The sequence below is a fragment of the Mycobacterium sp. NS-7484 genome, from assembly GCF_001953975.1.
Taxonomy (GTDB): Bacteria; Actinomycetota; Actinomycetes; order Mycobacteriales; family Mycobacteriaceae; genus Mycobacterium.
The window spans coordinates 1-24,682 of the sequence record NZ_MBEJ01000007.1 but is presented as its reverse complement, the minus strand read 5'-3'; the positions used below and the strand labels follow the sequence as shown (position 1 = coordinate 24,682).

General features: G+C 64.0%; 23 protein-coding genes and 1 tRNA gene. 11 read left to right on the top strand and 13 right to left on the bottom strand.

The features are described from left to right. Window positions 1-79: 79 nt before the first annotated feature. The 6 genes from A5733_RS00940 to A5733_RS00915 form a co-directional block, all read right to left on the bottom strand. Window positions 80-817 carry an SDR family NAD(P)-dependent oxidoreductase gene (locus A5733_RS00940; RefSeq protein ID WP_076238733.1) on the bottom strand — a complete coding sequence of 246 codons (738 nt, stop codon included), beginning with the start codon at window positions 815-817 and terminating at the stop codon, window positions 80-82. A gap of 53 nt (window positions 818-870) precedes the next feature. After that, the gene (locus A5733_RS00935; RefSeq protein WP_076238732.1) at window positions 871-1,947 is read right to left on the bottom strand and encodes a phosphotransferase; all 1,077 of its coding nucleotides are present in this window, start codon (window positions 1,945-1,947) and stop codon (window positions 871-873) included. Beyond that, a complete protein-coding gene (locus A5733_RS00930; protein ID WP_067765025.1) occupies window positions 1,944-3,146 on the bottom strand; it encodes a cytochrome P450 in 1,203 nt (400 codons plus the stop codon). Before A5733_RS00930 ends, A5733_RS00935 begins: the two co-directional genes overlap by 4 nt. Window positions 3,147-3,260: 114 nt before the next feature. After that, the gene (locus A5733_RS00925; RefSeq protein ID WP_076238731.1) at window positions 3,261-4,274 is read right to left on the bottom strand and encodes a LacI family DNA-binding transcriptional regulator; all 1,014 of its coding nucleotides are present in this window, start codon (window positions 4,272-4,274) and stop codon (window positions 3,261-3,263) included. Next, entirely contained in the window at window positions 4,271-5,605 is a 1,335-nt protein-coding gene (locus A5733_RS00920; RefSeq protein ID WP_076238730.1) for an MFS transporter, read from the bottom strand. The genes A5733_RS00925 and A5733_RS00920 overlap by 4 nt, the downstream gene beginning before the upstream one ends. Before the next feature lie 85 nt (window positions 5,606-5,690). After that, window positions 5,691-6,326, bottom strand: a complete 636-nt coding sequence (locus A5733_RS00915; protein WP_076238729.1) for a nucleoside/nucleotide kinase family protein — start codon at window positions 6,324-6,326, stop codon at window positions 5,691-5,693. A gap of 111 nt (window positions 6,327-6,437) precedes the next feature. Between A5733_RS00915 and A5733_RS00910 the strand changes: the two genes are divergently transcribed. The 4 genes from A5733_RS00910 to A5733_RS00895 all read left to right on the top strand — a co-directional run bounded on the left by A5733_RS00910 (window position 6,438) and on the right by A5733_RS00895 (window position 10,920). After that, a complete protein-coding gene (locus A5733_RS00910; RefSeq protein ID WP_076238728.1) occupies window positions 6,438-7,871 on the top strand; it encodes a peptidase in 1,434 nt (477 codons plus the stop codon). A 26-nt stretch (window positions 7,872-7,897) separates the two neighbouring features. Then, window positions 7,898-8,416 carry a DUF4333 domain-containing protein gene (locus A5733_RS27795; RefSeq protein WP_233152586.1) on the top strand — a complete coding sequence of 173 codons (519 nt, stop codon included), beginning with the start codon at window positions 7,898-7,900 and terminating at the stop codon, window positions 8,414-8,416. 103 nt (window positions 8,417-8,519) lie between these two features. Next, window positions 8,520-10,343: a fatty acyl-AMP ligase gene (locus tag A5733_RS00900; protein WP_076238726.1), complete on the top strand. Its 1,824-nt coding sequence runs from the start codon at window positions 8,520-8,522 to the stop codon at window positions 10,341-10,343. Between the two features lie 196 nt (window positions 10,344-10,539). Next, a complete protein-coding gene (locus A5733_RS00895) occupies window positions 10,540-10,920 on the top strand; it encodes a hypothetical protein (protein ID WP_076238725.1) in 381 nt (126 codons plus the stop codon). 42 nt (window positions 10,921-10,962) lie between these two features. Here A5733_RS00895 and A5733_RS27390 read toward each other — a convergent pair whose 3' ends face one another. After that, entirely contained in the window at window positions 10,963-11,136 is a 174-nt protein-coding gene (locus A5733_RS27390) for a hypothetical protein (protein ID WP_158070579.1), read from the bottom strand. A gap of 432 nt (window positions 11,137-11,568) precedes the next feature. On the opposite strand from A5733_RS27390, the gene A5733_RS00890 reads away from it, so the two are divergent. Continuing rightward, window positions 11,569-13,026: a class I SAM-dependent DNA methyltransferase gene (locus A5733_RS00890; RefSeq protein WP_076238724.1), complete on the top strand. Its 1,458-nt coding sequence runs from the start codon at window positions 11,569-11,571 to the stop codon at window positions 13,024-13,026. A gap of 101 nt (window positions 13,027-13,127) precedes the next feature. Next, window positions 13,128-14,222 (top strand): restriction endonuclease subunit S, encoded by a 1,095-nt coding sequence (locus A5733_RS00885; RefSeq protein WP_158070578.1) that lies wholly within the window; start codon window positions 13,128-13,130, stop codon window positions 14,220-14,222. A gap of 205 nt (window positions 14,223-14,427) precedes the next feature. Here the strand turns inward: A5733_RS00885 and A5733_RS26895 are convergent, their stop codons facing one another. The 4 genes from A5733_RS26895 to A5733_RS00865 all read right to left on the bottom strand — a co-directional run bounded on the left by A5733_RS26895 (window position 14,428) and on the right by A5733_RS00865 (window position 18,610). Next, window positions 14,428-15,417, bottom strand: a complete 990-nt coding sequence (locus A5733_RS26895; protein ID WP_142253739.1) for a hypothetical protein — start codon at window positions 15,415-15,417, stop codon at window positions 14,428-14,430. 198 nt (window positions 15,418-15,615) lie between these two features. Continuing rightward, window positions 15,616-16,128: a hypothetical protein gene (locus A5733_RS00875; RefSeq protein ID WP_076238721.1), complete on the bottom strand. Its 513-nt coding sequence runs from the start codon at window positions 16,126-16,128 to the stop codon at window positions 15,616-15,618. Next, complete coding sequence (locus A5733_RS00870; protein WP_076238720.1) at window positions 16,125-17,027, bottom strand: hypothetical protein; 903 nt, start codon at window positions 17,025-17,027, stop codon at window positions 16,125-16,127. The genes A5733_RS00875 and A5733_RS00870 overlap by 4 nt, the downstream gene beginning before the upstream one ends. Beyond that, window positions 17,024-18,610 (bottom strand): hypothetical protein, encoded by a 1,587-nt coding sequence (locus A5733_RS00865; protein WP_076238719.1) that lies wholly within the window; start codon window positions 18,608-18,610, stop codon window positions 17,024-17,026. Before A5733_RS00865 ends, A5733_RS00870 begins: the two co-directional genes overlap by 4 nt. A 42-nt stretch (window positions 18,611-18,652) precedes the next feature. Between A5733_RS00865 and A5733_RS00860 the strand changes: the two genes are divergently transcribed. Further along, on the top strand, window positions 18,653-18,883 hold the full coding sequence (locus A5733_RS00860; RefSeq protein ID WP_067770724.1) for a ribbon-helix-helix domain-containing protein: 231 nt from the start codon (window positions 18,653-18,655) through the stop codon (window positions 18,881-18,883). Continuing rightward, the gene (locus tag A5733_RS00855) at window positions 18,867-19,214 is read left to right on the top strand and encodes a type II toxin-antitoxin system PemK/MazF family toxin (protein ID WP_076238718.1); all 348 of its coding nucleotides are present in this window, start codon (window positions 18,867-18,869) and stop codon (window positions 19,212-19,214) included. Before A5733_RS00860 ends, A5733_RS00855 begins: the two co-directional genes overlap by 17 nt. Window positions 19,215-19,227: 13 nt before the next feature. Here the strand turns inward: A5733_RS00855 and A5733_RS00850 are convergent, their stop codons facing one another. Next, window positions 19,228-19,596, bottom strand: a complete 369-nt coding sequence (locus A5733_RS00850) for an STAS/SEC14 domain-containing protein (protein ID WP_076238717.1) — start codon at window positions 19,594-19,596, stop codon at window positions 19,228-19,230. Window positions 19,597-19,921: 325 nt separating this feature from the next. Here A5733_RS00850 and A5733_RS00845 point away from each other — a divergent pair, with 325 nt between their 5' ends. Together A5733_RS00845 and A5733_RS00840 are read left to right on the top strand one after the other, a co-directional pair. Beyond that, window positions 19,922-23,335 carry a DEAD/DEAH box helicase family protein gene (locus A5733_RS00845; protein ID WP_076238716.1) on the top strand — a complete coding sequence of 1,138 codons (3,414 nt, stop codon included), beginning with the start codon at window positions 19,922-19,924 and terminating at the stop codon, window positions 23,333-23,335. A 51-nt stretch (window positions 23,336-23,386) separates the two neighbouring features. Next, window positions 23,387-24,142: a potassium channel family protein gene (locus A5733_RS00840; RefSeq protein ID WP_076238827.1), complete on the top strand. Its 756-nt coding sequence runs from the start codon at window positions 23,387-23,389 to the stop codon at window positions 24,140-24,142. 50 nt (window positions 24,143-24,192) lie between these two features. Here A5733_RS00840 and A5733_RS00835 read toward each other — a convergent pair. Further along, window positions 24,193-24,277, bottom strand: a tRNA-Leu gene (locus A5733_RS00835). Here A5733_RS00835 and A5733_RS28155 point away from each other — a divergent pair. Further along, window positions 24,278-24,637, top strand: a complete 360-nt coding sequence (locus A5733_RS28155; protein WP_369830891.1) for a helix-turn-helix domain-containing protein — start codon at window positions 24,278-24,280, stop codon at window positions 24,635-24,637. It abuts the tRNA gene before it with no gap. The last annotated feature ends 45 nt before the right edge of the window (window positions 24,638-24,682 follow it).

The following is a 24,682-nucleotide window of genomic DNA, read 5'->3' as shown; positions in this document are numbered from 1 at the left end:
TACCGCGTTGTCACAACAGGAAGCTACACATTCGCCACAGCGTCCCGTAAGGACTACCGCGCCGGACAACCCGTCCGTCTCACGCGTGACGGCTGGTCACTCCCCCGTCGACGACCAACTGCGTGCCGGTGACGAACGACGCCTTCGGCGACATCAGGAATGCCACGGCCGCCGCGACCTCGTCGGGCCGGCCGAGCCGCCCCAACGGCGCGGCCTGTTCGAAGCCCGTCCGGATCTCCTCGACGTCCAGCGCGATCTGCAGCATCGGGGTGTGGATGAAGCCGGGGCACACGGCGTTGACGCGAATACCCAACGGCCCCAACTGAGCAGCCATCGACCGGGTCATGCCGAGCAGCCCCGCCTTGGACGCGCAGTAGGCCGGGATGAACGGGTTGGCGGCCAAGCCTTCGATGCTCGAGATGCCGACCACCGCGGGTGACCCACCGTCGCGGGCGGACTTCTCCAGATGCGGAAGCAGCAGCTGAACCAACAACGCCTGGGCCCGAAGGTTCACGTCGAGTACCGCATCCCAGGATTCCTCGGTGTAGGCGCCGACCGGTTCGGCCAGCACCCGGCCCGCCGCGTGCACCAGGCCGTCGATCCCGTCGAGCGCCCGGGCTGTCTCCTCGACCGCGGCTGCCAGTGCGTCGGTGTCACACACATCGATCACCGCCGAGGGCATACCGAGATCGCCGGCCACATCGCGAACCTCGGGAGCGATGTCCCACAACGAAACCCGTCGTCCGTCCGCGATCAGTGCCTCCGCACTGGCCCGGCCAATCCCTGACGCTGCCCCTGTCACCACCACACCTGTCATGCCGGACAGGTTAGGTGCACGCACCGCGCGGCGGGCGATTTTGGTTATAGCGGCTAATCGATGAGATCGGCCAGCGCCTGCGCCGTCTGCAAATCCTCGTAGGCGGCCGAATAGCGTTGCGCCAGCGCCAGGGCGATGTCCGGGCGCTGCCACAGCTCGCCCGCGCTGGCGGTGGCCAGCCACGTCATCAGGCCGTGCGCCACCGAGGCGCGGTACCGCAACCAGATCTCGTCGGGCGACGGCAGCTCCTCGGCCGGCAGGCCGAGAGCGTCCCGGTACTCCTCCAGAAGCTGACGCTCGGCCACCCGCCGGTCCTCGGTGGTCAGGGCGCCTTGCAGGAAGTAACCGAGATCCAGCGAGAAGTTGCCGTGACGGGCCACCTGCCAGTCCAAGAAGCCGACATCCCCGTCGGGCACCACATAGGTGTTCCCGATATGCGGGTCACCGTGCAGGAGGGTCTGCGAAGCGCCTGGAGCGGTGAGGGTGCGGATGAAGGGCTTCCAAATGCGCTCCACCAGTTGGTCGATGCTCAACGCGTGCACCGAGGCGGGGGCGTCGTCACCGAGACGCTCCAGCGCTGCGGGCAACGGAGCCCACTGCATGCCGTCCCATGGCTCGAACGGCTCGAGCCAGCCCAAACCCGGCCGGCGCACCCGCTCACCCCAGAACGCACCGTGCAGCCGAGCCAGGCCGCGCACGCCCTGGGCGGCCTGTTCCACCGTCAACGGCCTGGTGGCATCACGCGGATCGGCGGCGCGAGCGGTGAGGTCCTCCATGACCAGCACGAAGTCCTCGTCGGCCTCGTCGATCGGTGCGGCATACACGACCGGATGTTCTAGTGGCAGCTCGACCTTCGAGTTGAACAACCGCGGTTCGTGCAACAGCCCGCTGGTGTACTTGATCATCTCCTTGTGACCGGGGTCGACGGCCTTGGCGAACACCGTGGCCGGACCAGCAGGCCCGGGCTTGTACGTGACCGACAGACGCGCACGACGGTTGGTGCCGTCGTCGCGCATGTCGACGGACACGCTGTCCACCACCGTATCCGGGTGATGGTCGGCCAACGCGGCCGTCAACCACTCCGGTGTGACGTCGGCCCAGTCCTTGGGGACGGTCAGCGCGGCGGTCACGGGATGAATGCCGGCATCGAATCCCAGCCTCGGACAGTCGAAGTCGGCGACAGCACGGCGTTGTCGAGATCGACGTCCCACTCCGGGAACCGCTTGAGCATCTCCTCCAGGGCGATCCGCCCCTCCAGCCGCGCCAACGCCGATCCCAGGCAGTAATGGGTGCCCACGCTGAACGCCAGGTGCTGGCGCTGTTCGCGGTGGATGTCGAAAACCTCACCGTCGGGCGGAAACTGGCGGCTGTCGCGGACGGCCGCACCGATCAGCATCATCATCACGCTGCCTTCGGGAACGGTCTGGCCGTGGAACTCGACGTCGCGGGTGACGTAGCGTGCCACATGCGGCGCCGGCGGTTCGAACCGCAGGAGCTCCTCGATCGCCTGCGGGATCAGCGCCGGATTCTCCACCAACTGCCGACGCTGATCCGGGTGTTCGGCGAGTACCTTTGCCGCCCAACCGATCAGCCGGGTGGTGGTCTCGTTACCCGCTCCGGCCACCACGTTGATGTAGATGAGCAGTTCCTCGCGGGTGAGCTTACGGGTGACGCCGTGCTCATCGGTGAAGTCGACGTTGAGCAGATCCGTCATGATGTCGTCGGACGGATTGTCCTTGCGCCAGTCGATGTAGGTCTCGAAGATCGAGCCGTCGACCAGACCCTCCTGCGCGGCTTTCATCGGCTTGCCGGCCTCGGTGCGCAGTTGTTCGTTGCCGTGGTCGCGGATCATTTCCTGGTCGTCTTCGGGAATGCCCAGCAGGGCACTGATGACCCGCATTGGCATGATCGCTCCGAAATCCTTGATGAAGTCGATCTTTCCGGTACCGACCAGCGGGTCCAGCGACTGCGCGCAGAATTCCCGGATCTTGGGTTCCAGCGCATTGATCTTGCGTGGGGTGAACATCCGCGACAGCAGTTTGCGGTGCACGGTGTGGATCGGCGGATCCTCGAAAATCAAAGCGCCTGAAGGGATGTCGATGTTGGCCTTGATCAGTTCGATGATCGCTCCGCGAGCCGAGCTGAAGGTCTCATGGTCGACCAGCCCCTTGTTGACATCGGCGAACCGGCTCAATGCGTAGAAGTCATGTTGCTCGTTGTAGTAGAGCGGGGACTCCTCGCGGAGCCGAGCGAACGTCGGATACGGGTTGGCGTTGATCTCGACGTCGTAGGGGTCGAAGTACACGTCACTGGTGGTGCTCACACTCACGGCGGTCCACCTCTCTGAGGGCTGCGGAGAGTTACTTACCCGCGTAAGTTACACGTCGAGTCGACCACGGGACAAGGCCCAATACGGTTACGGCCTTTCGTTCAGGTGTAATGCTCAGGTGCTGTCGCGCACGATGAGGGCGGCCGGGTCGCTGCCCTCGGCGTCAGCGACCGTGGGATACCCGAGTTCGGCCATCATGGCCGGCACCGCGGCATCGACGATCGTCTTGGCGTCGAACACAACCGACGTCAGTGGCGGAGAGCTCACCGCGCCCAGCGGTATCGCGTCCACCCCCATGACTGCGAGGTCGTCCGGACACCGGAAGCCGGCCTCGCGCATCCCATGTAGCACCACGAACGCGGTCTCGTCGCTCTGCGCGCACACGGCCGTCACACCCGCCGACACCCACGTCGACACCACCCCGGCCGCATCGGATCCATCGGTGGCCACGCTTCCGACCTCGATCTCGGGCAAACCGTGCTCGCCTGCGGCCACCCGCAGACCGGACAACCAGTAGTCACCGAGTGGTCGCAGGACCTCGGCGCCGGAGTAGGCGAAGGCCAACCGGGTGTGGCCGCGCGACATGAGGTGCTCCACCCGCATCGCTCCGACGGTCAGATGCAACGACCCGAGCGCACGCAGCTTTTCGCTGCCCAGGTAGATCTGCGGGATCTTCGCGGCCTCGACCGCCGCCGCTGCGGCGCCGGTCAACGGAAACACGCCGGCCACAGCGACGGGGTTGAGGTTGGCCACCGCGTCGACGATGTTCTGCCCGTCGTCCGTCTCGAGCTGCATCGACAGCACGATGCCGTGCCGGCCGAGCGCCGTGGTCAGGCGACTGCCGACCTCGAGTGGCAACTCGCCGAGGTCCGTCCGCGGCACGATGTAGAGCACCACACCGCTGCCGCCGACCGCGAGATTGCGTGCCGCGAGGTTGGGGCGATAGCCGAGATCGGCCGCGGCCTTGCGCACCGCTGCCTGGGTCTGCTCCGAGATCCGTTGTCCCTCGACATTGTTGAGCACATAACTGACGGTCGCCGTGGAGACGTTGGCCAGCCTGGCCACGTCGGCTTTCGTCGGGCGGAGCCCGACACTACCCCTGGGCGCGCGGCCTTTCGTCGCACTCACGGTGTCATCGTGACACGTTGCTGCCCGGTTGGGCCATCCACGCTCGACAACGACCGGCCCGCACTCTCGCGCAAGGTCAAGACGGTGAGCACCGAGACGATGCCGGCGGCGACCAGATACAACGCCGGGGCCAGGGCGTTGCCGGTCGCCGCGGTGAGCCAGGTGACGACATACGGTGTGGTCCCGCCGAACACGGCCACCGCGATGTTGTAGCCGATCGAAAATCCGCTGTAACGCACGCGGGTGGCGAACAACTCGACACCGGCGGTGACCGCCGTGGCCACGTACACAGACTCGATGGCGGCCAACAGGCAGTGTCCGGTAATGGCAGCGACCACCGATCCCGTATTCATCAGCAGGAACAGTGGATACGCCAACGCCACGAATCCGGCCGACCCGGCCAGCAGCAGCGGTTTGCGCCCGATCCGGTCGGACAGTGCGGCCAGCGGCAGGATCAGGATCAACGCCACCAGGCTGGCCAGCGTGATCGAGACGAACGCCTCGGTCTTGCTGAAGTGCAACGTCTTGATGAAGTACGTCGGCAGGAAGGTGAAGACGACGTAGTAGCCGACATTGAAGACGATGAACAGGCCGATCACCTGCAAGATCGCGCGGCGTGCGGTGCCCACCGCTTCCCGCAGCGGTGAGGTGGCCACCCGATCGGCGTCGTCGAGTTTGGCGAATTCCGGGGTGTCGTCGAGTCGCAGCCTGATGTAGAGCCCGACCAGGCCCAGCGGCGCGGCGATCAGAAACGGGATCCGCCAGCCGTAGCTCTCCATCGCGTCGGGCGGCAGTAATGCCTGCAGCAGCGTGACGGTCACCGAGCCGAGCAAGAATCCCAGCACTCCCGACCACGCGATGAAAGTGACCGTCAACCCGCGCCGGCGGTCGGTCGCGTACTCCGCGAGATAGACTGCGCCGCCACCATATTCGCCGCCGGCGGAGAACCCCTGCAGGCAGCGCAGCACGAGCAGCAGCAACGGGGCGGCCACACCGATGGTGGCGTAGGTGGGCAGTATCCCGATACCGAGTGTGGCGGCCGACATCAGCAGGATCACCACGGCGAGAACGCGCTGACGCCCGAGCCGGTCCCCCAGCGGACCGAACACGAATCCGCCGAGCGGACGCATGAAGAATGCGGCGGCGAAGATGGCGAAAGTGTTGAGCAGCGCAGCTGTTTCGTTACCGGCCGGGAAGAAGTTGGTGGCGATGTAGGTGGCCAGGAAGCCGTAGATGGCGAAGTCGAACCACTCCACCGCGTTGCCGATGGACGCGCCGGTGATGGCCTTGCGCACGGTGGGATCGATGCGCGCGTTGCTCTTCGGTGACATCAACTGAAAACTCGCCTCTCGGATCGCGAGAGGCGAGTTTATCTCCTCGGTTATGCGCGTAAGCCTCTTTCTGGAGGCCGGCCGGTCACCGCGACGTCGGCGTGACCACCAGATCGGCCCGCGCCGCCGTCGGCGCCACCAACCGCGCGTTGGCTTCGTCGACCTCGGTCACCCATCGTCGGGCCGCCACCTCCGACTTTCCGTAGGCGACGTGACGGGCCACCAGTCGGGCGATCCGCTCGTCGTCTTCGATTGCGCAGAACCAGGTCTCGTCGATCTCGGCGGCAACCGTCGACCACGCCGGGTCATCGAGCAGTAAGTAATTGCCCTCGGTGAGCACAACTGCGGCTTCCGGGGACACCGGGATCGCGCCGGCGATCGGTTGCTCGATGTCGCGCTCGAATCCCGGCGCGTAGACCACCTCCGTCCGAGCCCGGATTCGACGCAGCAGCGCCGCGTAGCCGGCAACGTCGAAAGTGTCGGGCGCCCCCTTGCGGTCCAGCCGCCCCAACCGGCGCAGCTCGTCGTCGGCCAGGTGGAATCCGTCCATCGGAACGTGGGCCACCGCGACGTCGCCGAGCCGGGCGCGGGCGGCGACAGTCAGCGCCTCGGCCAGAGTGGACTTACCGGCGCCAGGCGCTCCGGTGATCCCGACGACGGCAGTTCCCGGCTCGGCCGCGCGGGCCAACACCCGGGTCAGGAGTTCGTCGAAGGTGGGCATAGCGGTGCCATTGTCGCTCAGTTCGGCGGGCCAGTTCTCCGGCGGCCGGTGCCCAACGTCGGGGGGACGAGGTAGAACTGGCAGAGGTGTATCGCACGGAAGGCGGAGCAATTGGCGAGAATTCGCTGGTGGATCGGCCTGGCCTGTTGTGCGGTACTGCTGGCCGGGTGCGCGGATGCCACGGTGATCGGTGGCCGGGCCACCTCGATGTTGTTCCTACCCGACCGGGTGGGCGGCCTACCGGTGACCGACGGCCACAGCGGCACCCGTCCCGATGCGCCCGCACCGCGGCGACAGGCCGAGAACACCGATGGCGGCCAGATCGACGATCTGGCGCTGCTCGCGATCGATGACATCGAAGATTTCTGGTCACAGAACTACCGCGGCGGTTCCCTACCCGGCGAGTTCACGCCCGTCTCCCGGGTGGTGTCGTTCAACTCGGACGTGTCTCCCGGCCTTGAGCTCTGCGGAGAGAGCACGGTCGGGTTGACCAACGCCTTCTACTGCTTCAAGAGCGACGTCTTGGCCTGGGATCGCGGCGTGGCGATCCCGGTTGCCGCACAATATTTCGGCCAGATGGGCGTGGTCGGGGTGATGGCCCACGAATACGGCCACGCCGTCCAACAACAAGCCCGCCTGGTCACCGACGGCACACCGGTTCTGGTGGCCGAGCAACAGGCCGACTGCCTGGCCGGGGTGTACCTACGCTGGGTGGCCGCGGGTAAATCACCGCGGTTCGAGTTGAGCACATCCGACGGGCTCAACCACGTTCTGGCCGGGCTCATCTACATCCGCGATCCCCTGATGACGCGACTGGATGCGACCCTGACCGGCAATGAGCACGGTTCGGCGCTCGACCGGGTCAGCGCATTCCAGATCGGCTTCAGCGGCAATGTCGACCAGTGCGCAGCCATGGACTCCGACGAGATCACGAAGCGCCGCGGCGACCTGCCCAAGTTCCTCGACCTCTTCAGCGGTACACACAGTGGCGACAGCACCATCACCGCCGACCTGCTGGAGACGACGATGCAATCCCTGCGGCGCATCTACGCCCCGGCCGATCCGCCGAGCCTGAGCACCGAACCCGCCGCGTGCCCCGATGCCGGACCATCCCCGCCGGCGTCGTACTGCCCGGCGACCAACACGATCGTCGTGGATCTGGACGGAATGAAGGCCTTGGGCGAGAGCAGGACCGAGAACGACGAGCGCGAGCTTCTACAAGGTGACAACTCTGCGATCTCCGTGCTGACGTCGCGGTATGCGCTGGCGGTGCAACACGAGAAAGGCCTGACCCTCGACACCCCGGTGGCAGCCATGCGCACCGGCTGCCTGACCGGCGTCGGCCAGGCCAGAATGGCCGAACCCAACCAGCCGATCACCCTGTCGGCCGGGGACACCGACGAGGCGATCAGTGGCCTGCTGACCAACGGGCTGGCGGCCAGCGACGTCAACGGCAGGGTGTTGCCCGCCGGATTCACCCGGATCCTGGCCTACCGCTCTGGCCTTCAGGGCGATGACGCGCAGTGCTACCAACGGTTTCCGTGAGCCATGAGCCCAGTTGAGGAGAGCCGATGAGCGGTCCTGAGCAGCCGTGGTGGGTGCGCCCGGGTGGCGCGCCGCCGCCGGGCGCAGGTCCGGCCCGTCCGGCATGGACGCCGCCGGGGTCTCCGCCGCAGCCGGTCCGGCGCACCCAGGTACCACCGCCTCGCCGCGTCCCGCAGCCACCTGCCCGTCCGCCGGCGCCACCGCAACCGCGCACGGTCGACCGGCGTGTGCTCGCCGGCGCGGTCGCTGTGGTGGCCATCGCGGTGATCGGGGTCGGGCTGTGGGCATGGAATGGCTCCGAAGGCAACGGCACCCGGCTCGATGTCCGCCAGGCCGAGGCCGGCGTGGCCGAGATCCTGTCCGATCCGATCAACGGCTACGGCGCGAACCACGTCGCGGCCGTCGCGTGCAACAACGGCGACAATCCGGTGGTGCGGACGGGTGCGACGTTCGAGTGCGCGGTGGAGATCAACGACACGCTGCGTAGGGTGATCGTCGAGTTCACCGACGACAAAGGCACGTACGCCGTGGACGGTCCGCGATAGCAGTCCGCCCGGTGCGATCAAGATCACATTGACCCACGGCAGTGAGAACTGTCATGCCACTCCGGTTCCATGGTTACTTAGCACCACTATTAGAGTCTGTGCTATGGGTCGGGATGCCTTGCGTAACACTGTCGTTGAGTCCAGCATTGAGGACTACGTCAACGCCGACGGCACCATCGTGGTGCCTGACGGTGTCACACTGACGTCATTCCTCGATCGCAACCGGGCGCGGTTTGGCGATGCACCGTCCTACCGCTTCGTGGACTACTCGTCGGATCCCGACGGGCGCATGATCGAACTCAGCTGGAACGGCCTGTGGTCACAGGTGTGCTCGGTAGGCGCCCGACTACAGCAGGTGACCTCCCCCGGCGACCGGGTGGCGATCCTCGCCCCACAGGGCGTCGACTACGTCTCGGCATTCTTCGCCGCCGTCCACGCGGGCAACATCGCGGTGCCGTTGTTCGCGCCGAGCCTTGCCGGCCACGCCGAACGGCTGGCCGCCGTGCTGGGTGACGCCAAGCCCACGGTGGTGCTGACGACCACCGCGGCATCGGAGTCGGTGCGCAGTTTCCTGCGGACGTTGCCCGCCGCCGATCGCCCACGCATGATCGCCGTCGACGCCGTTCCCGATTCTCTCGCTCCGATGTTCACGGAGGTGCCACGCGGCACCGACGACATTGCCTACCTGCAGTACACGTCGGGATCGACACGCATCCCGGCCGGGGTGGAAATCACCCATCGCAACGTGTGCACCAACGTGATGCAGATGATTTTGGCCGGCGATCTCGAAATGGGGATCCGGGGCGTGAGTTGGCTGCCGCTGTATCACGACATGGGCCTGATCATGATCATGTTCCCGGCTCTGTGCGGCAACCACATCACCCTGATGGACCCGATGGCGTTCGTGCGCCGGCCCTACCGCTGGATCAAGCGCCTCGCCGAGGAGTCCGCGACCGGGCCGACGCTGGCGGCCGCACCCAACTTCGCCTTCGAGTTGTGCGCGCAACGCGGTCTGCCGCCGAAGGGCGAATCGATCGACTTGAGCAACGTCGTCACGCTGCTCAACGGATCCGAACCGGTGACCATGTCCTCGATCGAGGAATTCACCACGGCGTTCGCCCCCTATGGATTGCCTGCCACAACCGTCAAACCGTCCTATGGCATGGCCGAGGCAACGCTGTCGGTGGCCAGCATCGCGCCGAACGAGACCGCCAGCGTCATCTATCTGGATCGCGAGAAGCTCAATGCCGGCCAGGCCGTGATCGTCGAAACGAACGCCGACGGTGCGGTGGCGCACGTGTCCTGCGGCCGCGCGATCCCGAATCAATGGGTCGTGATCGCCGGCGCCGACGGCGACGAGTTAGCCGACAGCATGGTCGGGGAAATCTGGCTGCACGGCAACAACGTCGGCCGTGGCTACTTCGGCCGTCCTGACGAATCCCAACGGGTCTTCGGCAACAAACTGCAGACCCGCCTCGAATCGGGCAGCCACGCCGACGGGGTGGGAGACGACGGATTGTGGTTGGCCACCGGCGATCTCGGCGTCTACGTCAACGGCCATCTGTATGTGACCGGCCGGATCAAAGACATGATCATCATCGACGGCCGCAACCACTACCCCACCGACATCGAGGCGACCGTCAGCCTGTCGTCCCGCGCGGTGCGCTCCGGCTACGTTGCCGCGTTCTCGGTGCCCGGTGACCGCGGTGAGGAACTGGTGGTCGTGGCCGAACGGGCGGCCGGCGCCGGCCGCGCCGAGCCCGGGCCGATCGTCGACGCCATCCGCTCGGCGGTGTCACGCCACCATCAGGTGCGCGTCGCCGACGTGCGCATGGTCGCCGCCGGCGTCATCCCCCGCACGACGAGCGGCAAACTGGCGCGGAATGCGTGCCGTGCTGAATATTTGAGTGGGAAGTTCGACAAGTAGGGGTTGGTTCGCGGGTGGGGTCGGTTTTGGCCCGGTTTCGCACGGCTTTTGCGCCGAGCGTGACGCCATGGTTGTTCTGCGCGAGGTCTGACAGCCATAGCGTCGATCTCGATGGGACACTTCGTTGATGACTCGGCGTAGATGGTGGATTCTCGGCGCAATAAGCGTCGTGGTGACAGCCGGGTTAGCTGCGGCTGTGTTCGAACTGTCGAACCGCGCGGCGTCGAAGTGTGCCGTCGTGCAGTCGATGATCGAGTACAACAAGCAGTTCGACCACAATGTTAAGACGAACACTGAGGCGGGAATCGAGACTACCGACTCTGACTACCGACAGTGGGCGGCGCAGCTTCAAGAGTTCGCCGACCAGATTCAGGATGACCCGGCCCTCGGTGAACGCGCCACCAAGATGGCCGAACTCGCCGACCAAACAGCCGAGCTCGTACCTCGGGCACGCGCGGATCTATCGTCCATGCCGCAGGCGGCCACGGCGCCGCCACCGTCAGCCCGCGAATACTCGCGTATTGCACATGAATTCCACGACAATCTGATGGCACTCGACGGCGCCTGCACAAGGTAGACCGAATTAGCGGCAGCAGCGCAATAGACCCTCGCGCTCGCTTCAGCCGCGCATCGGACACAGTGGTCCGCCGTCGCTGCCCGAGACGGTATAGCGATCGGCTTTGACGGTGGCATCGGTGAAGCCAACCAGCATGATGCACAGTGCCGCCACGCCGCCGGCAAGGCCGACCACCGCCACGGCGACTTTGACACCACCCCGGGATGGTCCAGTCATCACTCGGCCTACACCGACAATGACACACAACACGGCCAGCCCCGCTAATCCCACCGCCGTCCACCCGGTCACGGACAGGATCGGTGCGGCTGGCCACCGGCCATAGCAGTCAGCCTCAACCTCACGTACCCATGCCGCAATCTGTTGCGCGGCGATGTACAGCGCGAAGGTGGCGCCGATGACGAGGATCGCGAAGGCGCTGAACCACCACCGAGCCTGCCGGAGGCGCGCGCCGATCGTTTGGGATGTAATCGGAACTCCTCGGAATCGGTCGCCTGCTCACCCATCATCGTTGACACACCATGACATCGCCGACGGATGACCGCAGAAACGTTGGCAGGCACGACGCGCACCTTGCCCCTTCCCACCATTTGTCGCCCGGGTCGTATATACAGTCCTGTTCAGTTCTTGACGGCAGCGAGGGACAGTGCAGTGATCACGGGTGAGTTGAAGAGCAAGGTGGATCGGGTCTGGGATGCGTTCTGGTCCGGCGGCATCTCCAATCCCTTGGAGGTGATCGAGCAGATCACCTACCTGCTGTTCATCCGCCGCCTCGATGACCTGGAGATCCTCGCCGAGAAGAAGGCCCGGGTGACCGGCAAGCCCGAGGGGCTGCGGTTCGGCCCGGACCAGCAAGGCTTGCGGTGGTCGCAGTTCAAGAACTCCGAGCCGGCGGTGATGTTCACGACGGTCGGTGACAAGGTGTTCCCGTTCCTGCGGGAGCTCGGTGGCGACGGGTCGACGTACTCCGAGCACATGCGCGACGCTCGGTTCACCATCCCGACGCCTGCGCTGCTATCGAAGGTCGTCGACATGCTCGATGACATCCCGATGGCCGATCGCGACACCAACGGCGACCTCTACGAGTACCTGCTGTCCAAGATCGCCAGCGCCGGGGTGAACGGACAGTTCCGCACCCCGCGCCACATCATCGAACTGATGGTGAAGATGACCGCGCCGCAGCCGACCGACGAGATCTGCGATCCGGCGTGCGGAACGGCCGGCTTCCTGGTGGCCGCATCGGAGTACGTGCGCGATACGCACGAATCAGTGCTGACGGATGCCGCGCAGCGGAAACACTTCCACAACAGCATGTTTCACGGTTACGACTTCGACTCGACCATGCTGCGCATCGGTTCGATGAACATGCTGATGCACGGCATCGAGTCCCCCGACATCCGTTACCGAGACTCCCTGTCCGAGGGCGCCAGCGAGGACACCGAGAAATACACCCTGATCCTCGCCAATCCCCCGTTCGCCGGGTCACTCGACTACGAGGCCACCTCCAAGGACCTGCAGCGGGTGGTGAAGACCAAAAAGACCGAGCTGCTGTTTGTTGCGCTGTTCTTGAAGCTGCTCAAGCCTGGTGGGCGTGCGGCGGTGATCGTGCCGGATGGTGTGTTGTTCGGATCGTCCAAGGCGCACAAGGAACTTCGTCGTGTCCTGGTCGAGGATCAGAAGCTCGATGGCATCGTAAAACTCCCGTCGGGCGTCTTCAAGCCTTACGCCGGGGTGTCGACGGCGATCTTGCTCTTCACCAAGACCAACTCCGGCGGCACCGAGAACGTGTGGTTCTACGACGTCACTGCCGACGGATTTTCCTTGGATGACAAGCGAAACCCCGTTGAGGCGAATGATCTTCCGGATGCGTTGGCGCGGTGGGCCTTACGCGGGTCCTCGGAGCTTGAACGCGCCCGCACCGAGCAGTCGTTCTGTGTGCTAAAAGACGACATCGTCGCCCAGGGCTATGACCTGTCGCTGAACAGGTACAAGGAGATCGTGCACGACGAGGTCGAACATCGGCCTCCGTTGGAGATCATCGCTGAAATCGAGAAGCTCGAGAGTGAAATTGCTTCTGGGCTCGCCGCATTGAAGGCGATGCTGTCGTGACGAGACTTGGCGATGTCTTGGTAGACGCACAGCCCGGATTCGCGTGTGGAAGGCAGGACGAGAGCGGCATCTTCCAGTTCCGGATGCACAACATATCCAAAATGAGCAGCATCGATTTAGGCAACCGCCGCCGGGTGCCTCGGTCAGCGCAGAAAAATCTTGACAAATTTCTCGTGCAACAGGGTGACGTCTTATTCAATGCGACGAACAGCCCAGACAACGTCGGAAAGTCAGTTCTGGTGCCCGACCTCGATGAACCAGCAGTCTTCAGCAACCACTTTCTTCGGCTGCGTTCTGATCAAAACGATCTCGACCCAAACTTTCTTTGGCGATGGCTTCAATGGAAATTCCTACGCGGCACCTTTTCAGCGATGTGCAGGCAATGGGTTAATCAAGCAACCGTTAGCCGCGAATCCCTGTTGGCGATGGAGATCCAACTACCATCACTCGACGAGCAGCGCCGCATCGCCGCGATCCTCGACCACGCCGACAAAATCTGCGCTAAGCGACGACAAATACTCGGAGCCGTTGACCGCCTGGCCCAATCCATATTCATCGAAATGTTTGGGGTGGAGGCTAGACGCGCTGTGACTCCGCAGCCGCGTCTAAAGCATTCCAGCGGTTGGCAATGGGTCCGATTGGACGAGGTTGCTGAGATGGCGACAGGCCATACGCCCGATCGAAAGCGTGAAGATTATTGGAATGGCGACATACCGTGGATCTCACTTCCCGAGATACGGCAGTTGGACGGGAAGACTGCCTGGTCGACCGAGCTGCGGATCACCTCCGCCGGCTTAGCAAATTCATCCGCCGTTCTCTTGCCCGCAGGTACTGTCTGCTTTTCGCGAACCGCCTCCGTGGGCTTCGTTACGAAACTCGGCCAACCGATGGCAACCTCTCAAGATTTCCATAACTGGATACCTGGCGCCGACCTCGACTCGGACTACCTCATGGCAGCGCTTAGAGCAAGCCGGCTTCATCTCCTTGGCAGCAGTGATGGCTCCATCCACAAGACCATTTACCAAAGAGTCGCCGAAAGATTCGCAATTTTGTTGCCTCCCATCAAACTACAGAGAGAGTTCACCCAGAGACTCGCAGAAGTAAGTCGTTTCGACGGCAACCAGAAGTTGCGGTCAACTCTCGATGAATCCCTGTTCACATCACTTCAATCCCGCGCCTTTCGAGGAGAACTGTGATGCCGTTCGCCACGATTGTCTTTGAGACAACCGGTTTGGCTCCAGAAAGCACCGACCGGGTTTTCGGGGTTCGCGTCGCGCTCACCGACGATGGCGGCCGAATCGAGCACGAGTAGACCACTCTGCTCAATCCTCGCTGCGATGTCGAGAACACCCACATTCCGGCCCTCCGGGCGGTGACGTTTTGGATGGACCCGGTTTGGCGTCAGTGACTGCGTTCCCGCGCGAACCACGCCAGGTCGCTTTCCCAGTCGGCGATCGCCTCTGCCATATCAGCGTCTCGACGCCGGGCGTTTTCGGCGAATCCGGCCAAGCAGCGCTCGATCTTCGCTGCACGTTGTCGAGTGCTCGGCGCACCCCATTGTCGTAGGTACGACTCAGCATCGGCCGAGGTTGCAATCAGTTCGACCGTCAACGCATTGTGGAGGATCTGCCGCCTCACAAGCGGGCCGAGTCCGTTCTTTCCCACCTTGTAACCCAGTTCCTTCAGAACGCCTGAGGCCGGCCATGCGCCCGTGTCGAAGTCGACAACGAGTTGATGAACCGGTCTGGCGTTGATGTCATCGTCCACCGCGGGATCGTCCGTACGTTCAGAACTGGGAGGGGACATGACTTTCTCGGGCTTGTCGTGCACCCAGGGTAGAAACGAGACCAACTGTTGCCAGAAGCTCTTGGGCGTCGCCGAAGATCGATCCTCCTGGCGTGGATGCCCGTTGCTTACGTCCACATGCACCAGTGCCGGGGTGTCATCCGCGTCGAGTCCGATGAAGAAACGACGACCCCGCTCGACGAGCAGAAACTTGCCTCCACCATTAACGTGTCGGCAGATATCCGCAGCTTCATCGAGTAGGCGCGACAACCCGGTAACGAAGATGTGAAATCGACCGGTGGCATCGACGGTGCAGACCGCCCCGTTTGCCTCGACACGGAACATCGCTGGCCGCGCTGGAGAGATCGCGCGCACAATCCAGAGCTCGGCCGGGTGGGCCGCAAGGACGACCGGACGGCCCTGGACAGGCGTATCTGCGAAACGCGTTATCGGGGGTAACGCGCCGCCCCACCAATTCTCGACTGCGCGTCCAAGGTCAGCCACCGCTCGTTGACGGACAACTTCGTCAGCGATCGGCAGCTGACGGAGTCGCTCCATCATCGCTGATCGCTCCGCACCAAGCTGTGCGAACGGCAGACGCTCCACGTCTGAGACCTCTTTCCAGGTGACGTCAGTCCTGAAACGCCAACTTAGCGCGAGAGACCCCTGCCACGGCGAAAGTTCAACACTGTGACTCCATCCGCGGAACCGCCCGCTGCAGTACTTCAGTACTACTGAGGACCTGCTGGGCAGATGGCCCCGCGGCATCGGTAAGCGCCGCGGCATCCGGCACGCGCACCGGCACTACAGTCCGACCGCGTCGAAGATTTGGCCAGCGGCCGCGACGACATGGTCGGCCGCCCCTACGAGTAGGTCGACCGGCCGGCGGCCATCCAGCCAACCGGTCGCCGAGGTGAGCCACAGCGCGTGCGTTCGCTTGCGAAATCGCAGGCGTTGAGCGCGTAGGTGAGTCCCTCGTGGTTTTCCAAACTTGTCGGTCCCCCATGCGACGCTGTGCGGCTCTCGAATGAACCGACAGAGGAGGAGCCGGAGATGACCGGGCTTCAGCAGCAGAACTTCCGAGTGAACCTCGGCGGCGTGATCGCGTTGCTCAGCAAGAACCTGTATTCGAGTCCCGGCGTCTATGTGCGGGAACTGATTCAGAACGCGATGGATGCCATCGTCGCTCGTGACGCCCTCGGCGGTGCTCCCGCCCCGCGCATCATCTCGATCTCGCCGTACGGCGTCGACCTCAAGGTCTTTGGCCTCCGTGTGCTCGATGCGGCGAGGAGTGGGCCGTGGGATGAGCTCGATCATTTGTCCTCAGGTAAATCGAACCGGATGTCCCAGAGATGCACGTGGCCGGGGATCTGCTGCTCCATGAACGATCCCCAGTCCTCGTACTTGTCCGCGTCGGCTTGCCACGACTCGGCCTCGCTGTCGCGGCCGGCACTACGTAGGACATCGGCCACGAGTCGCTGCAGTGCCTGACTTCTGCCGTGAAAGCAGACCTCGTCGAGCATCTTGATCGCGGTGCCCGCGATCTCGTCGATTGCGTGGTCCATCCGGTGCGGTGCCACCTCGGCAAAGTTCAACTCCGCTATCGCGCAGTGGTAGGCGGCGTCGGCCGCTCGCATCGGGTGGTACATGTCACGGCGATCGATCAGGTAGCCGGCCATTTCCTGAGCGAGAGTCACCGATTCTTCTGAGGGAGAGAGGAAGTGGATCAAGGACACGAACGCAGCCAAGACCAACTCGGGATCGTCCGCGTCGACTTCCCGCGCGAGCACCACGGCTTGTCGGTAGGCGGACTCGGCGTCCTCGCGATCACCGAGATCCTCAAGCGTCTCGCCGAGCCGGAAACTCATATGCGACGCATGAGCGAGCTCGCCTTCTGCCATTGACTCGTCGACTGCGGCCCGTAGTTCAACTGCCTTCTCACGACCAGACTTCGGCGGCGGTAGCTGAGACTCCGGTGGCGGATGAAGTCGGCTGCGGGCGTCGAAGGCCTTTTCGGTGACGCGCATCAGATCGTCCGCGATCATCGACACCACTTCGAAGTCGGCTTCAGCTTCCGCGACGAGATCGAGTGCTTCGCAAAGGATTTTGCGTGCATTCTGGTAGTGCCCCAGTGCCTGCTCCAGCTGCTCCGCGGACAGCGCCGCGTCGCCAAGCTGTTCGAGCTCTTCTGCTGAAGCCTGCCGTTGCTCGCTCATCGGGCGACCTCGGTACCGTCGACTCCCGCGGCGAGCAGGATGATGTCGTCGAGTGCTTCCGACAGCAGCGCCCGATCCTCCGGCCCGTCACACTGGCCGGCTATCCGGGCCTGGACGAACAGCAACTGCATGAGCCGACTGAACACAAGATCGTCGGTCGTGCGGGTCAGTGCGCGTATCGCCCGGTTGTCCCAGTTCAGCACGAGGTGCTGTATGTCCCCGCACCCCGGTGATGCCACGTCGATCTGCCCGCGACCGATGTACACGCCCGGCAGGTCGGTCGACGGGAACTGGCGCACCACAACCCGGCAATCCAACTTCGAAAGCACCTGACTCCCACGCTGTTCCAACGCCAGGACGTCAGTTTCGCTGTCGACCGACGGTGCCGCCAACCCAGCGATTTCGGAGGCCGCGTACGCACGCGTGACGGTCACACCGGCCATCACCTGCGGCAGCATGAGCAGGACCTCTTGGTCGAGGGCGTGGCCGGCGTTCACCACTATCCGCCCACCCGGATTGAAACTCGCGATGGTGCGAAACTCCTTGACCGACGACGCAAAAAGAACATTGGGGTTTCGGGTGACCACGTCGGCCAGCCGCATGTGCCCCTCGGTCGTCTGCATGGTGAGCATCGGGAGCACGACTTCGGCCAACTCCAGATTCTCGGCATCGGCACCTTGCGTCGCTGCGGATCGCAGTGCCAGTGCGTTGTCGGCGACGAACTCGCCAAACCGCTCCGGGTCCGTGTCGGCAAGGGCCCGCAGCCATCTCAGCGCGGCCTGCCCGAGCTTGCGCCGTGTCGCAGTCAGCGTCGAGTTGTCCATCACGGCCTCGCGGCTGGCGGTCGGTTCCAGCGTGGTCGAGTTGACTACCGCCGAGGCGAAGAAGGCCCACGCGGGCATCAGTGCAGTGGCGTCGTCGTCGACGAGCATGTCGTTGACGTAGACGCGGTTGCGTGCGGTTTTCGACCTCGCCGACGCGGCACCGATGTACACCACCCCATGCAGGCCCAGGCCATCGTCGGCGATCTCGACGGCGTCGAACTGGGGGCCCACACCCATACCGCCATAGACCGGTGAAACACCTTGCAACACGGTGGACCGGTGGGCGCCGAAATCGTGGGCCCATGGGTAATCCCGCGAAAGACCCTTCGGGCCTTGGCTTGTCAGCAGGTTGATCTCCACCGGAAGGAATTCGGCGTACTTCTGCACCAGGGGGCGCACCTGCTCGGCGCGGGCCCATCCGATCATGTCGGGGCGGGGGCGCAGCCGCACCGTCGTGCCGACCTCGACAGCTTCGGTGACGGTTCGGATGGTGTAGGTACCGTCGCTCCTGCCTATCCATTCGATCGGCTCGCCGCCGGTGGCGCTGCGGGAAACGACGGTGATCTCGTCAGCGATGAGAAAGCAGCTCAGCAGGCCGATGCCGAACTGACCGATGTATGTGCGACGGCTCCGCTGCAGCTCGTCGCCTTTGGAGCTTGCGCCGACCGTCGCCAGGAACTGCTCGACCTGTTCTGGGCTGACACCGATGCCGGCATCGGTGAGCATGAACTCGTCGGCGGGGGAGTCCGGCGAGCTCACGTGCGCGTTGCTACCCCATTGCTACCCGAGTAGCATCAACGCATGAAGCTGAGCGTGAGTTTGTCTGAAGACGACGTCGCGGTACTCGATGCGTACGTTGAGCAATCCGGCCTCCCCTCGCGGTCGGCCGCCATCCAACGCGCAGTCCAGATGCTGCGGTATCCCAACCTTGAGGACGACTACGACCAGGCCTGGGCCGAATGGGCGTCCAGCAGCGACGCCGACCCCTGGCGCAACACCACGGCTGACGGTATCGGTGATGCGGCGCGGTGAGATCTGGCAGGTAGACCTAGACCCTGCCCGCGGCAGCGAGGCAAACACGTCACGCCCGGCGGTCATCGTCAGCAACGATCGAGCAAATGCGACAGCCGAGCGACTAGGACGCGGAGTCGTGACGGTCGTACCGGTGACCAGCAACGTCGACAGGATCTATCCGTTCCAGGTGTTCCTCGCTGCCCACAGCGGCCTCGGCGCCGATTCCAAAGCGCAGGCCGAGCAAGTCAGATCTGTTGCTGCAGAGCGGCTCCGGTACCGGCTCGGGCAGCTCTCGGTGCGCGAGCTCCATGATCTCGATGAGGCTTTGAGGCTGCATCTCGCACTCTGACGTTCAGGTCACCTCAGCCCGCGGCCCACTCCTTCGCCGCATCGAGCTCACCGAGCCCAAAGACCTTGAGCTCACCCGGAATCATCCAGGCGAATGCGTGCATGGCGTGGGCGACCCAATCCATATCGGATACGACCGCGATCCGCTTGAACGCGGAGTGATGGCGAAACAGCGCGCCGAAGCCGAGCTTCAAATCCTCGACGAGCCCGCCGGGCCCGAATCCCTCGTAGTCCGGTGAGACGACCTCGACTATGCGAATCTCGCCGGAGTCCAGGAGTTCATCCATTCTCGGGCGGAACTCTTTCAGGTCATCACCGCGCACCCGCCCCGATACCTGGATTCCGAACACACCCTCGGGCATGTCTGGTAAGACATCGATCATCGGTTCTCCTCCCGTCGACTCCTCACCCAAGCCTGCCTCAGACGGCCGGGCGGGGAGGCGGTTCGAACGCGATACCAGCCACTTCGCAGGATGCGCACGGACATGTCGGGCTCGCGCGGTATACAAGCCGGTTCAATTCGAGCAAGGAGACCTGCAGCTGAGGTCCCACCAAAGGATGGTGGACATCCGTTGAATTACGGCCGAGCCAATAAACTCATCGGGCAGCTCATGGATCTCGGGTTCTCGCCGTCGTGGACGCGGACGCCTACAAGCGCCGTTTCTTCGCACCGCGAGTGCTGGACGTACTGACCGCAGGAGGCACGTCGTGACCAACTTCGCTTTCGTCGGCGCCGCCGACTGGCCCCAGATCCACGAGGACTGCGCCCGCGCCGAAAGCTACCTTGGCACTGATCCGCGCTCGGCCTGCATCTACAGCCGACGCGCGATCGAGCAACTCGTCGGCCTGATCTACGACATCCTCGACCTTCCGCTGCCGTACAAAAACGACCTGTCCGCCCGGATCAACGAACCGCCCTTTCGCGCGAAGGTTCCGCAGGCAATCGTGCAGAAGCTCAACCTGATCCGCAAAGCCGGGAACGCCGCCGCGCACGAACAAAAGGCGATCGCCCCGAACATCGCCTTGGCCGTCCTGCGCGAACTGCACCACGTCATGGTGTGGGCGGTGTTCCACTACTCGGCCTACCCGAAGGCCGCGCCGCTCAAGCTGCCGTTCGACCCCAAACTGGCAGCCAAGGCCGCGCCCCTCACCCGCCAGGAAGCCGCCCAGCTCGCGGCGAAATTCAAAGCTCAGGACGAGGCGTACGCCAAGGCGCTGGCCGAGAAAGACGAGGTGGCCGCCGCGCATGAGGCCGAGATCGCCCGCCTGCGTGAGGAAATCAAACAGGCCCAGGCCGCCAACAAACAACCGGACGATCGCGACTACAACGAGGCACAGACTCGCGACACCTTCATCGACCTACTGCTCAACGAAGCCGGCTGGCCGCTCACGGAAGTCAAAGACCGCGAGTACGAGGTCACCGGTATGCCGACCGGCGATGGACGCGGTTTCGTCGACTACGTGTTGTGGGGTGCCAACGGGCTGCCGCTCGCGGTGGTGGAAGCCAAGCGCACTCGGGAGAGCCCACACATCGGCCAGCAGCAGGCCAAGCTCTATGCCGATTGCCTGGAGACGATGACCGGTCAGCGCCCGGTCATCTTCTACACCAACGGGTATGAACACTGGATCTGGGACGACGCCGGCGGCTACCCGCCGCGTCCGATTCAGGGCTTCTACACCCACGACGAGCTGGAACTGATGATCCAGCGTCGCCAGACCCGCCAATCGCTCACCGACGCGGCCATCGACTCGGCGATCGTCGAACGGCACTACCAGCACCGCGCCATCCGTGCCATCGACGAGGCATTTACCGGTAAGCGCCGCGAAGCTCTGTTGGTGATGGCCACCGGCTCGGGCAAGACCCGGACCGTCATCGCCCTGGTGAAGCAGCTGATGGAAGCCAATTGGGCCAAACGGGTGCTGTTCCTGGCCGACCGCACGGCACTGGTCACCCAGGCCGCGAACGCCTTCAAGACGCATCTGCCCGACGCCACCACGGTGAACCTGTTGACCGAGAAGACCACCGATGGGCGCGTCTACGTCAGCACCTACCCGACGATGATGAATCTCATCAACGACACCAGCTCGGGGACAAGAAAATTCGGACCCGGATATTTCGACCTGGTGGTTATCGACGAGGCCCACCGTTCGGTCTACCAGAAGTACCGGGCCATCTTCGAGTGGTTCGATTCCTTGCTGGTCGGGTTGACCGCCACGCCGAAGGACGAGGTCGACCACAACACCTATCGACTGTTCCACCTTGAGGACGGCGTCCCGACCGATGCCTACGGTCTCGACGATGCGGTCAAGGAAGGGTTTCTGGTGCCGGCCGTCGGAATCTCGGGCGGCACAAAGTTTCTCGACCGGGGTATCCGCTATGCCGACCTGTCCGAGGAGGAGAAGGACGAATGGGAATCCCTGGATTGGGGCGATGACACCCCCGACGAGGTGACCTCCGAAGAGGTGAACAAGGTCCTGTTCAACGAGAGCACCGTCGACATGGTGCTGGCCGATCTCATGGCCAAGGGACATCGCGTCGCGACCGGCGATCGGCTGGGCAAGACCATCATCTTTGCCAAGAACCGTGACCATGCAGAGTTCATTGCACACCGCTTCGACATCCAATATCCGCATTTGGCCGGTCATTTCGCCCGCGTCATCACCCACGGCACGTCGCACGCGCAATCGTTGATCGACGACTTCTCCATCGCCGACAAAGCACCCCACATCGCGATCTCGGTCGACATGCTCGACACCGGAATAGACGTGCCCGAGGTCGTCAACCTGGTGTTCTTCAAGCTGGTCCGCTCGAAAACCAAGTTCTGGCAGATGATCGGCCGCGGCACCCGACTGTGCCCAGATTTGTTCGGTCCGGGACAGCACAAGCAGAACTTCTACGTCTTCGACTACTGCGGCAACCTCGAATACTTCAGTCAAGATCTGCCCGGCTCACCGGGTTCGCTGCAGAAATCGTTGAACCAGAGGCTGTTCGAAACCCGTCTGGGGTTGATCACCGCGCTCGACAAGCTTCAACCGCCGAAAGACCCCGATCCGGACGAGGGGCAGGGCACCGAGAGCGACCGTGGCCTACGTGTCGACGTGGCATGGTCGCTGCACCGCATCGTGGCCGGCATGACGCTGGACAACTTCCTGGTGCGTCCACATCGCCGACTGGTGGAGCAGTACGCGCGGTGGGAACCGTGGGCGGGCACGCTGAGCACCGAGACCGCAGCCGACGTCGCCGAGTCCCTGGCCGGCCTACCGTCGACGCACAAAGACGAGGACGAAGACGCCAAACGGTTCGACATGCTGATCCTGCGTCGCCAACTCGCCCAACTCGAAGGTGACGCCTTGGCCGCCGAGCGGCTGCGCGAAAAGATCCAGGACATTGCGTCCGGACTGCTGAACCAAACCGCCATTCCGACGGTTGCCGCTCAGCAGGAGCTACTCGATGAGGTTGCGGGCGACCAGTGGTGGGTCGATGTCACGTTGCCGATGCTCGAGCATGCTCGACGCAAACTGCGCGGGCTGCTTCGATTTCTGGAGAAGGCGAAGAAGGTCGTCGTCTACACCGACTTCGCCGACGAGCTCGGTGAGTCCACACTCGTCGACCTGCCGGGCATCACCCCCGGAACCAATTGGGAGCGTTTCGAACTCAAGGCGAAGGCCTACCTCAGACAGCATCAAGACCACGTCGCTCTGCAACGCCTGCGCCGCAACAAGGCACTCACCACCGCCGACCTTGCCGCCCTGGAGCAGATGCTCGTCGACAGCGGCACCGGCAGTGCCGCAGACATCGCGCTGGCCAAGGAACAGGCGCACGGGCTGGGTTTGTTCATTCGCGGTTTGGTGGGCCTCGACCGTGAGGCCGCTGTCGACGCGTTCTCGGCATACCTGGACGGCGCGAAGTTCAGCGCCGACCAACTCCGGTTCATCAACCTGATCATCACGGAGCTCACCGCCACCGGCGTGGTCGAACCGGCCCGCCTGTACGAGTCTCCCTACATCGACCATGCACCAACCGGCCCCGACGATGTGTTCCCTGAGACAGACGTGGACAACATCGTCCAGATCCTCAACACCGTGAAGGGCAATGCCGTCCCCGTTGACGGAGTGGCCTGACGGGGTGGCCTGACATATCGCGCAGTGGTGCCGCACACTTTTGCGGTGACCATGCAGCAGCGTCTCGACAGATGGGAAGCCCGCGCCGAGTGGCCGCTGGCCTCGGTGGCAGCGGTGTTCCTGGCCGCCTACTCGATAGAGGTACTGGTCCAGCCGCACGGCCTGGCGGCCCGAGTCGTCGAGCTCGCGACCCTGCTCACCTGGGCTGTTTTCACCGCGGATTATGTGGCCAGGCTCTATCTGGCCGACAACCGCATGCACTGGTTCCGCACCCACCTCGTGGATCTGGCGATCGTGGTCTTGCCGCTGCTGCGACCCTTGCGTCTGCTGCGTCTGATCGTATTGATCGGCGTCATCCAGAAAGCCGTCGGGCATGCCATCCGCGGCAAGGTCGTGCTGTACACGATCTCGGGCGCGGTCCTGCTGGTGTACGTCGCCTCACTGGCCGTGCTGCAGGCCGAGCGTGGCCAACCCGACGCCCACATCACCGACTTCGGCGATGCCATCTGGTGGGCGATCACCACCATCACCACCGTCGGCTACGGCGACATGTATCCCGTCACCACAACCGGCCGGGTGATCGCCGCACTGTTGATGATCGGCGGGATCAGCCTGGTCGGTTCGATCACCGCGACGATTGCCTCGTGGATCGTGCAGAGCGTGGCCGTCGACGACGCTGCCACCGCGGCCGTGACCGCGGCGCATATCAACGATCTGCGCGCGGAGATTGCGTCGCTACGGGGGGAATTGCGGCGGGTGCCGGTCACGGACGGTGTCGACGGCTCTGGAACCGACCACCGACCATGAAACCTGATATCGCATGCGATATCAGCTTTGGAGATCGTGTGTGACTTGAGTGCGGGCGGTGGGACTCGAACCCACACGTTCTTTCGAACACGGGCACCTAAAGCCCGGGCGTCTGCCAAATTCCGCCACGCCCGCATGGCGCGTTCCGATCGTACAGCCAGCACCTTGATCGGATCTGTCGGAGGCCGAGAATACCTTGGACTCATCGGAGGTCGAGAGGGGCGCAATGTGCGGTCGGCAGACGAGTTCAACAGTGTCCAGAAACTGATTGCGGCCGGGATGAACGACTGCGAGATTGCGCGGGAAACAGGCATCCCACGTCCCACGGTACGAGAGTGGCGAGCGCGGTCACCGAAGCGGCACAGACTGCGCTGCGCGGACTCGCCATGCGGCGCGGATCACAACTTTTCAGAGCTGCCGCCACGCGAATACTCGTACCTACTCGGCCTCTATCTAGGTGACGGTGTCGGCTCCGGTCGAAAAGTGAGCAGGTAGTTCCGGTTGAAAAGTGAGCACCCTTCGATTGGAGAGTGATCACTG

Bases quoted from the DNA above. Each gene is read 5' to 3' on its own strand.
- A5733_RS00940 (WP_076238733.1), bottom strand. From the start codon at position 817: ATGACAGGTGTGGTGGTGACAGGGGCAGCGTCAGGGATTGGCCGGGCC.
- A5733_RS00920 (WP_076238730.1), bottom strand. From the start codon at position 5,605: ATGTCACCGAAGAGCAACGCGCGCATCGATCCCACCGTGCGCAAGGCC.
- A5733_RS00915 (WP_076238729.1), bottom strand. From the start codon at position 6,326: ATGCCCACCTTCGACGAACTCCTGACCCGGGTGTTGGCCCGCGCGGCC.
- A5733_RS27795 (WP_233152586.1), top strand. From the start codon at position 7,898: ATGAGCGGTCCTGAGCAGCCGTGGTGGGTGCGCCCGGGTGGCGCGCCG.
- A5733_RS00900 (WP_076238726.1), top strand. From the start codon at position 8,520: ATGGGTCGGGATGCCTTGCGTAACACTGTCGTTGAGTCCAGCATTGAG.
- A5733_RS27390 (WP_158070579.1), bottom strand. From the start codon at position 11,136: ATGACTGGACCATCCCGGGGTGGTGTCAAAGTCGCCGTGGCGGTGGTC.
- A5733_RS00885 (WP_158070578.1), top strand. From the start codon at position 13,128: ATGAGCAGCATCGATTTAGGCAACCGCCGCCGGGTGCCTCGGTCAGCG.
- A5733_RS00875 (WP_076238721.1), bottom strand. From the start codon at position 16,128: ATGATCGAGCTCATCCCACGGCCCACTCCTCGCCGCATCGAGCACACG.
- A5733_RS00870 (WP_076238720.1), bottom strand. From the start codon at position 17,027: ATGAGCGAGCAACGGCAGGCTTCAGCAGAAGAGCTCGAACAGCTTGGC.
- A5733_RS00860 (WP_067770724.1), top strand. From the start codon at position 18,653: ATGAAGCTGAGCGTGAGTTTGTCTGAAGACGACGTCGCGGTACTCGAT.
- A5733_RS00850 (WP_076238717.1), bottom strand. From the start codon at position 19,596: ATGATCGATGTCTTACCAGACATGCCCGAGGGTGTGTTCGGAATCCAG.
- A5733_RS00840 (WP_076238827.1), top strand. From the start codon at position 23,387: ATGCAGCAGCGTCTCGACAGATGGGAAGCCCGCGCCGAGTGGCCGCTG.
- A5733_RS28155 (WP_369830891.1), top strand. From the start codon at position 24,278: ATGGCGCGTTCCGATCGTACAGCCAGCACCTTGATCGGATCTGTCGGA.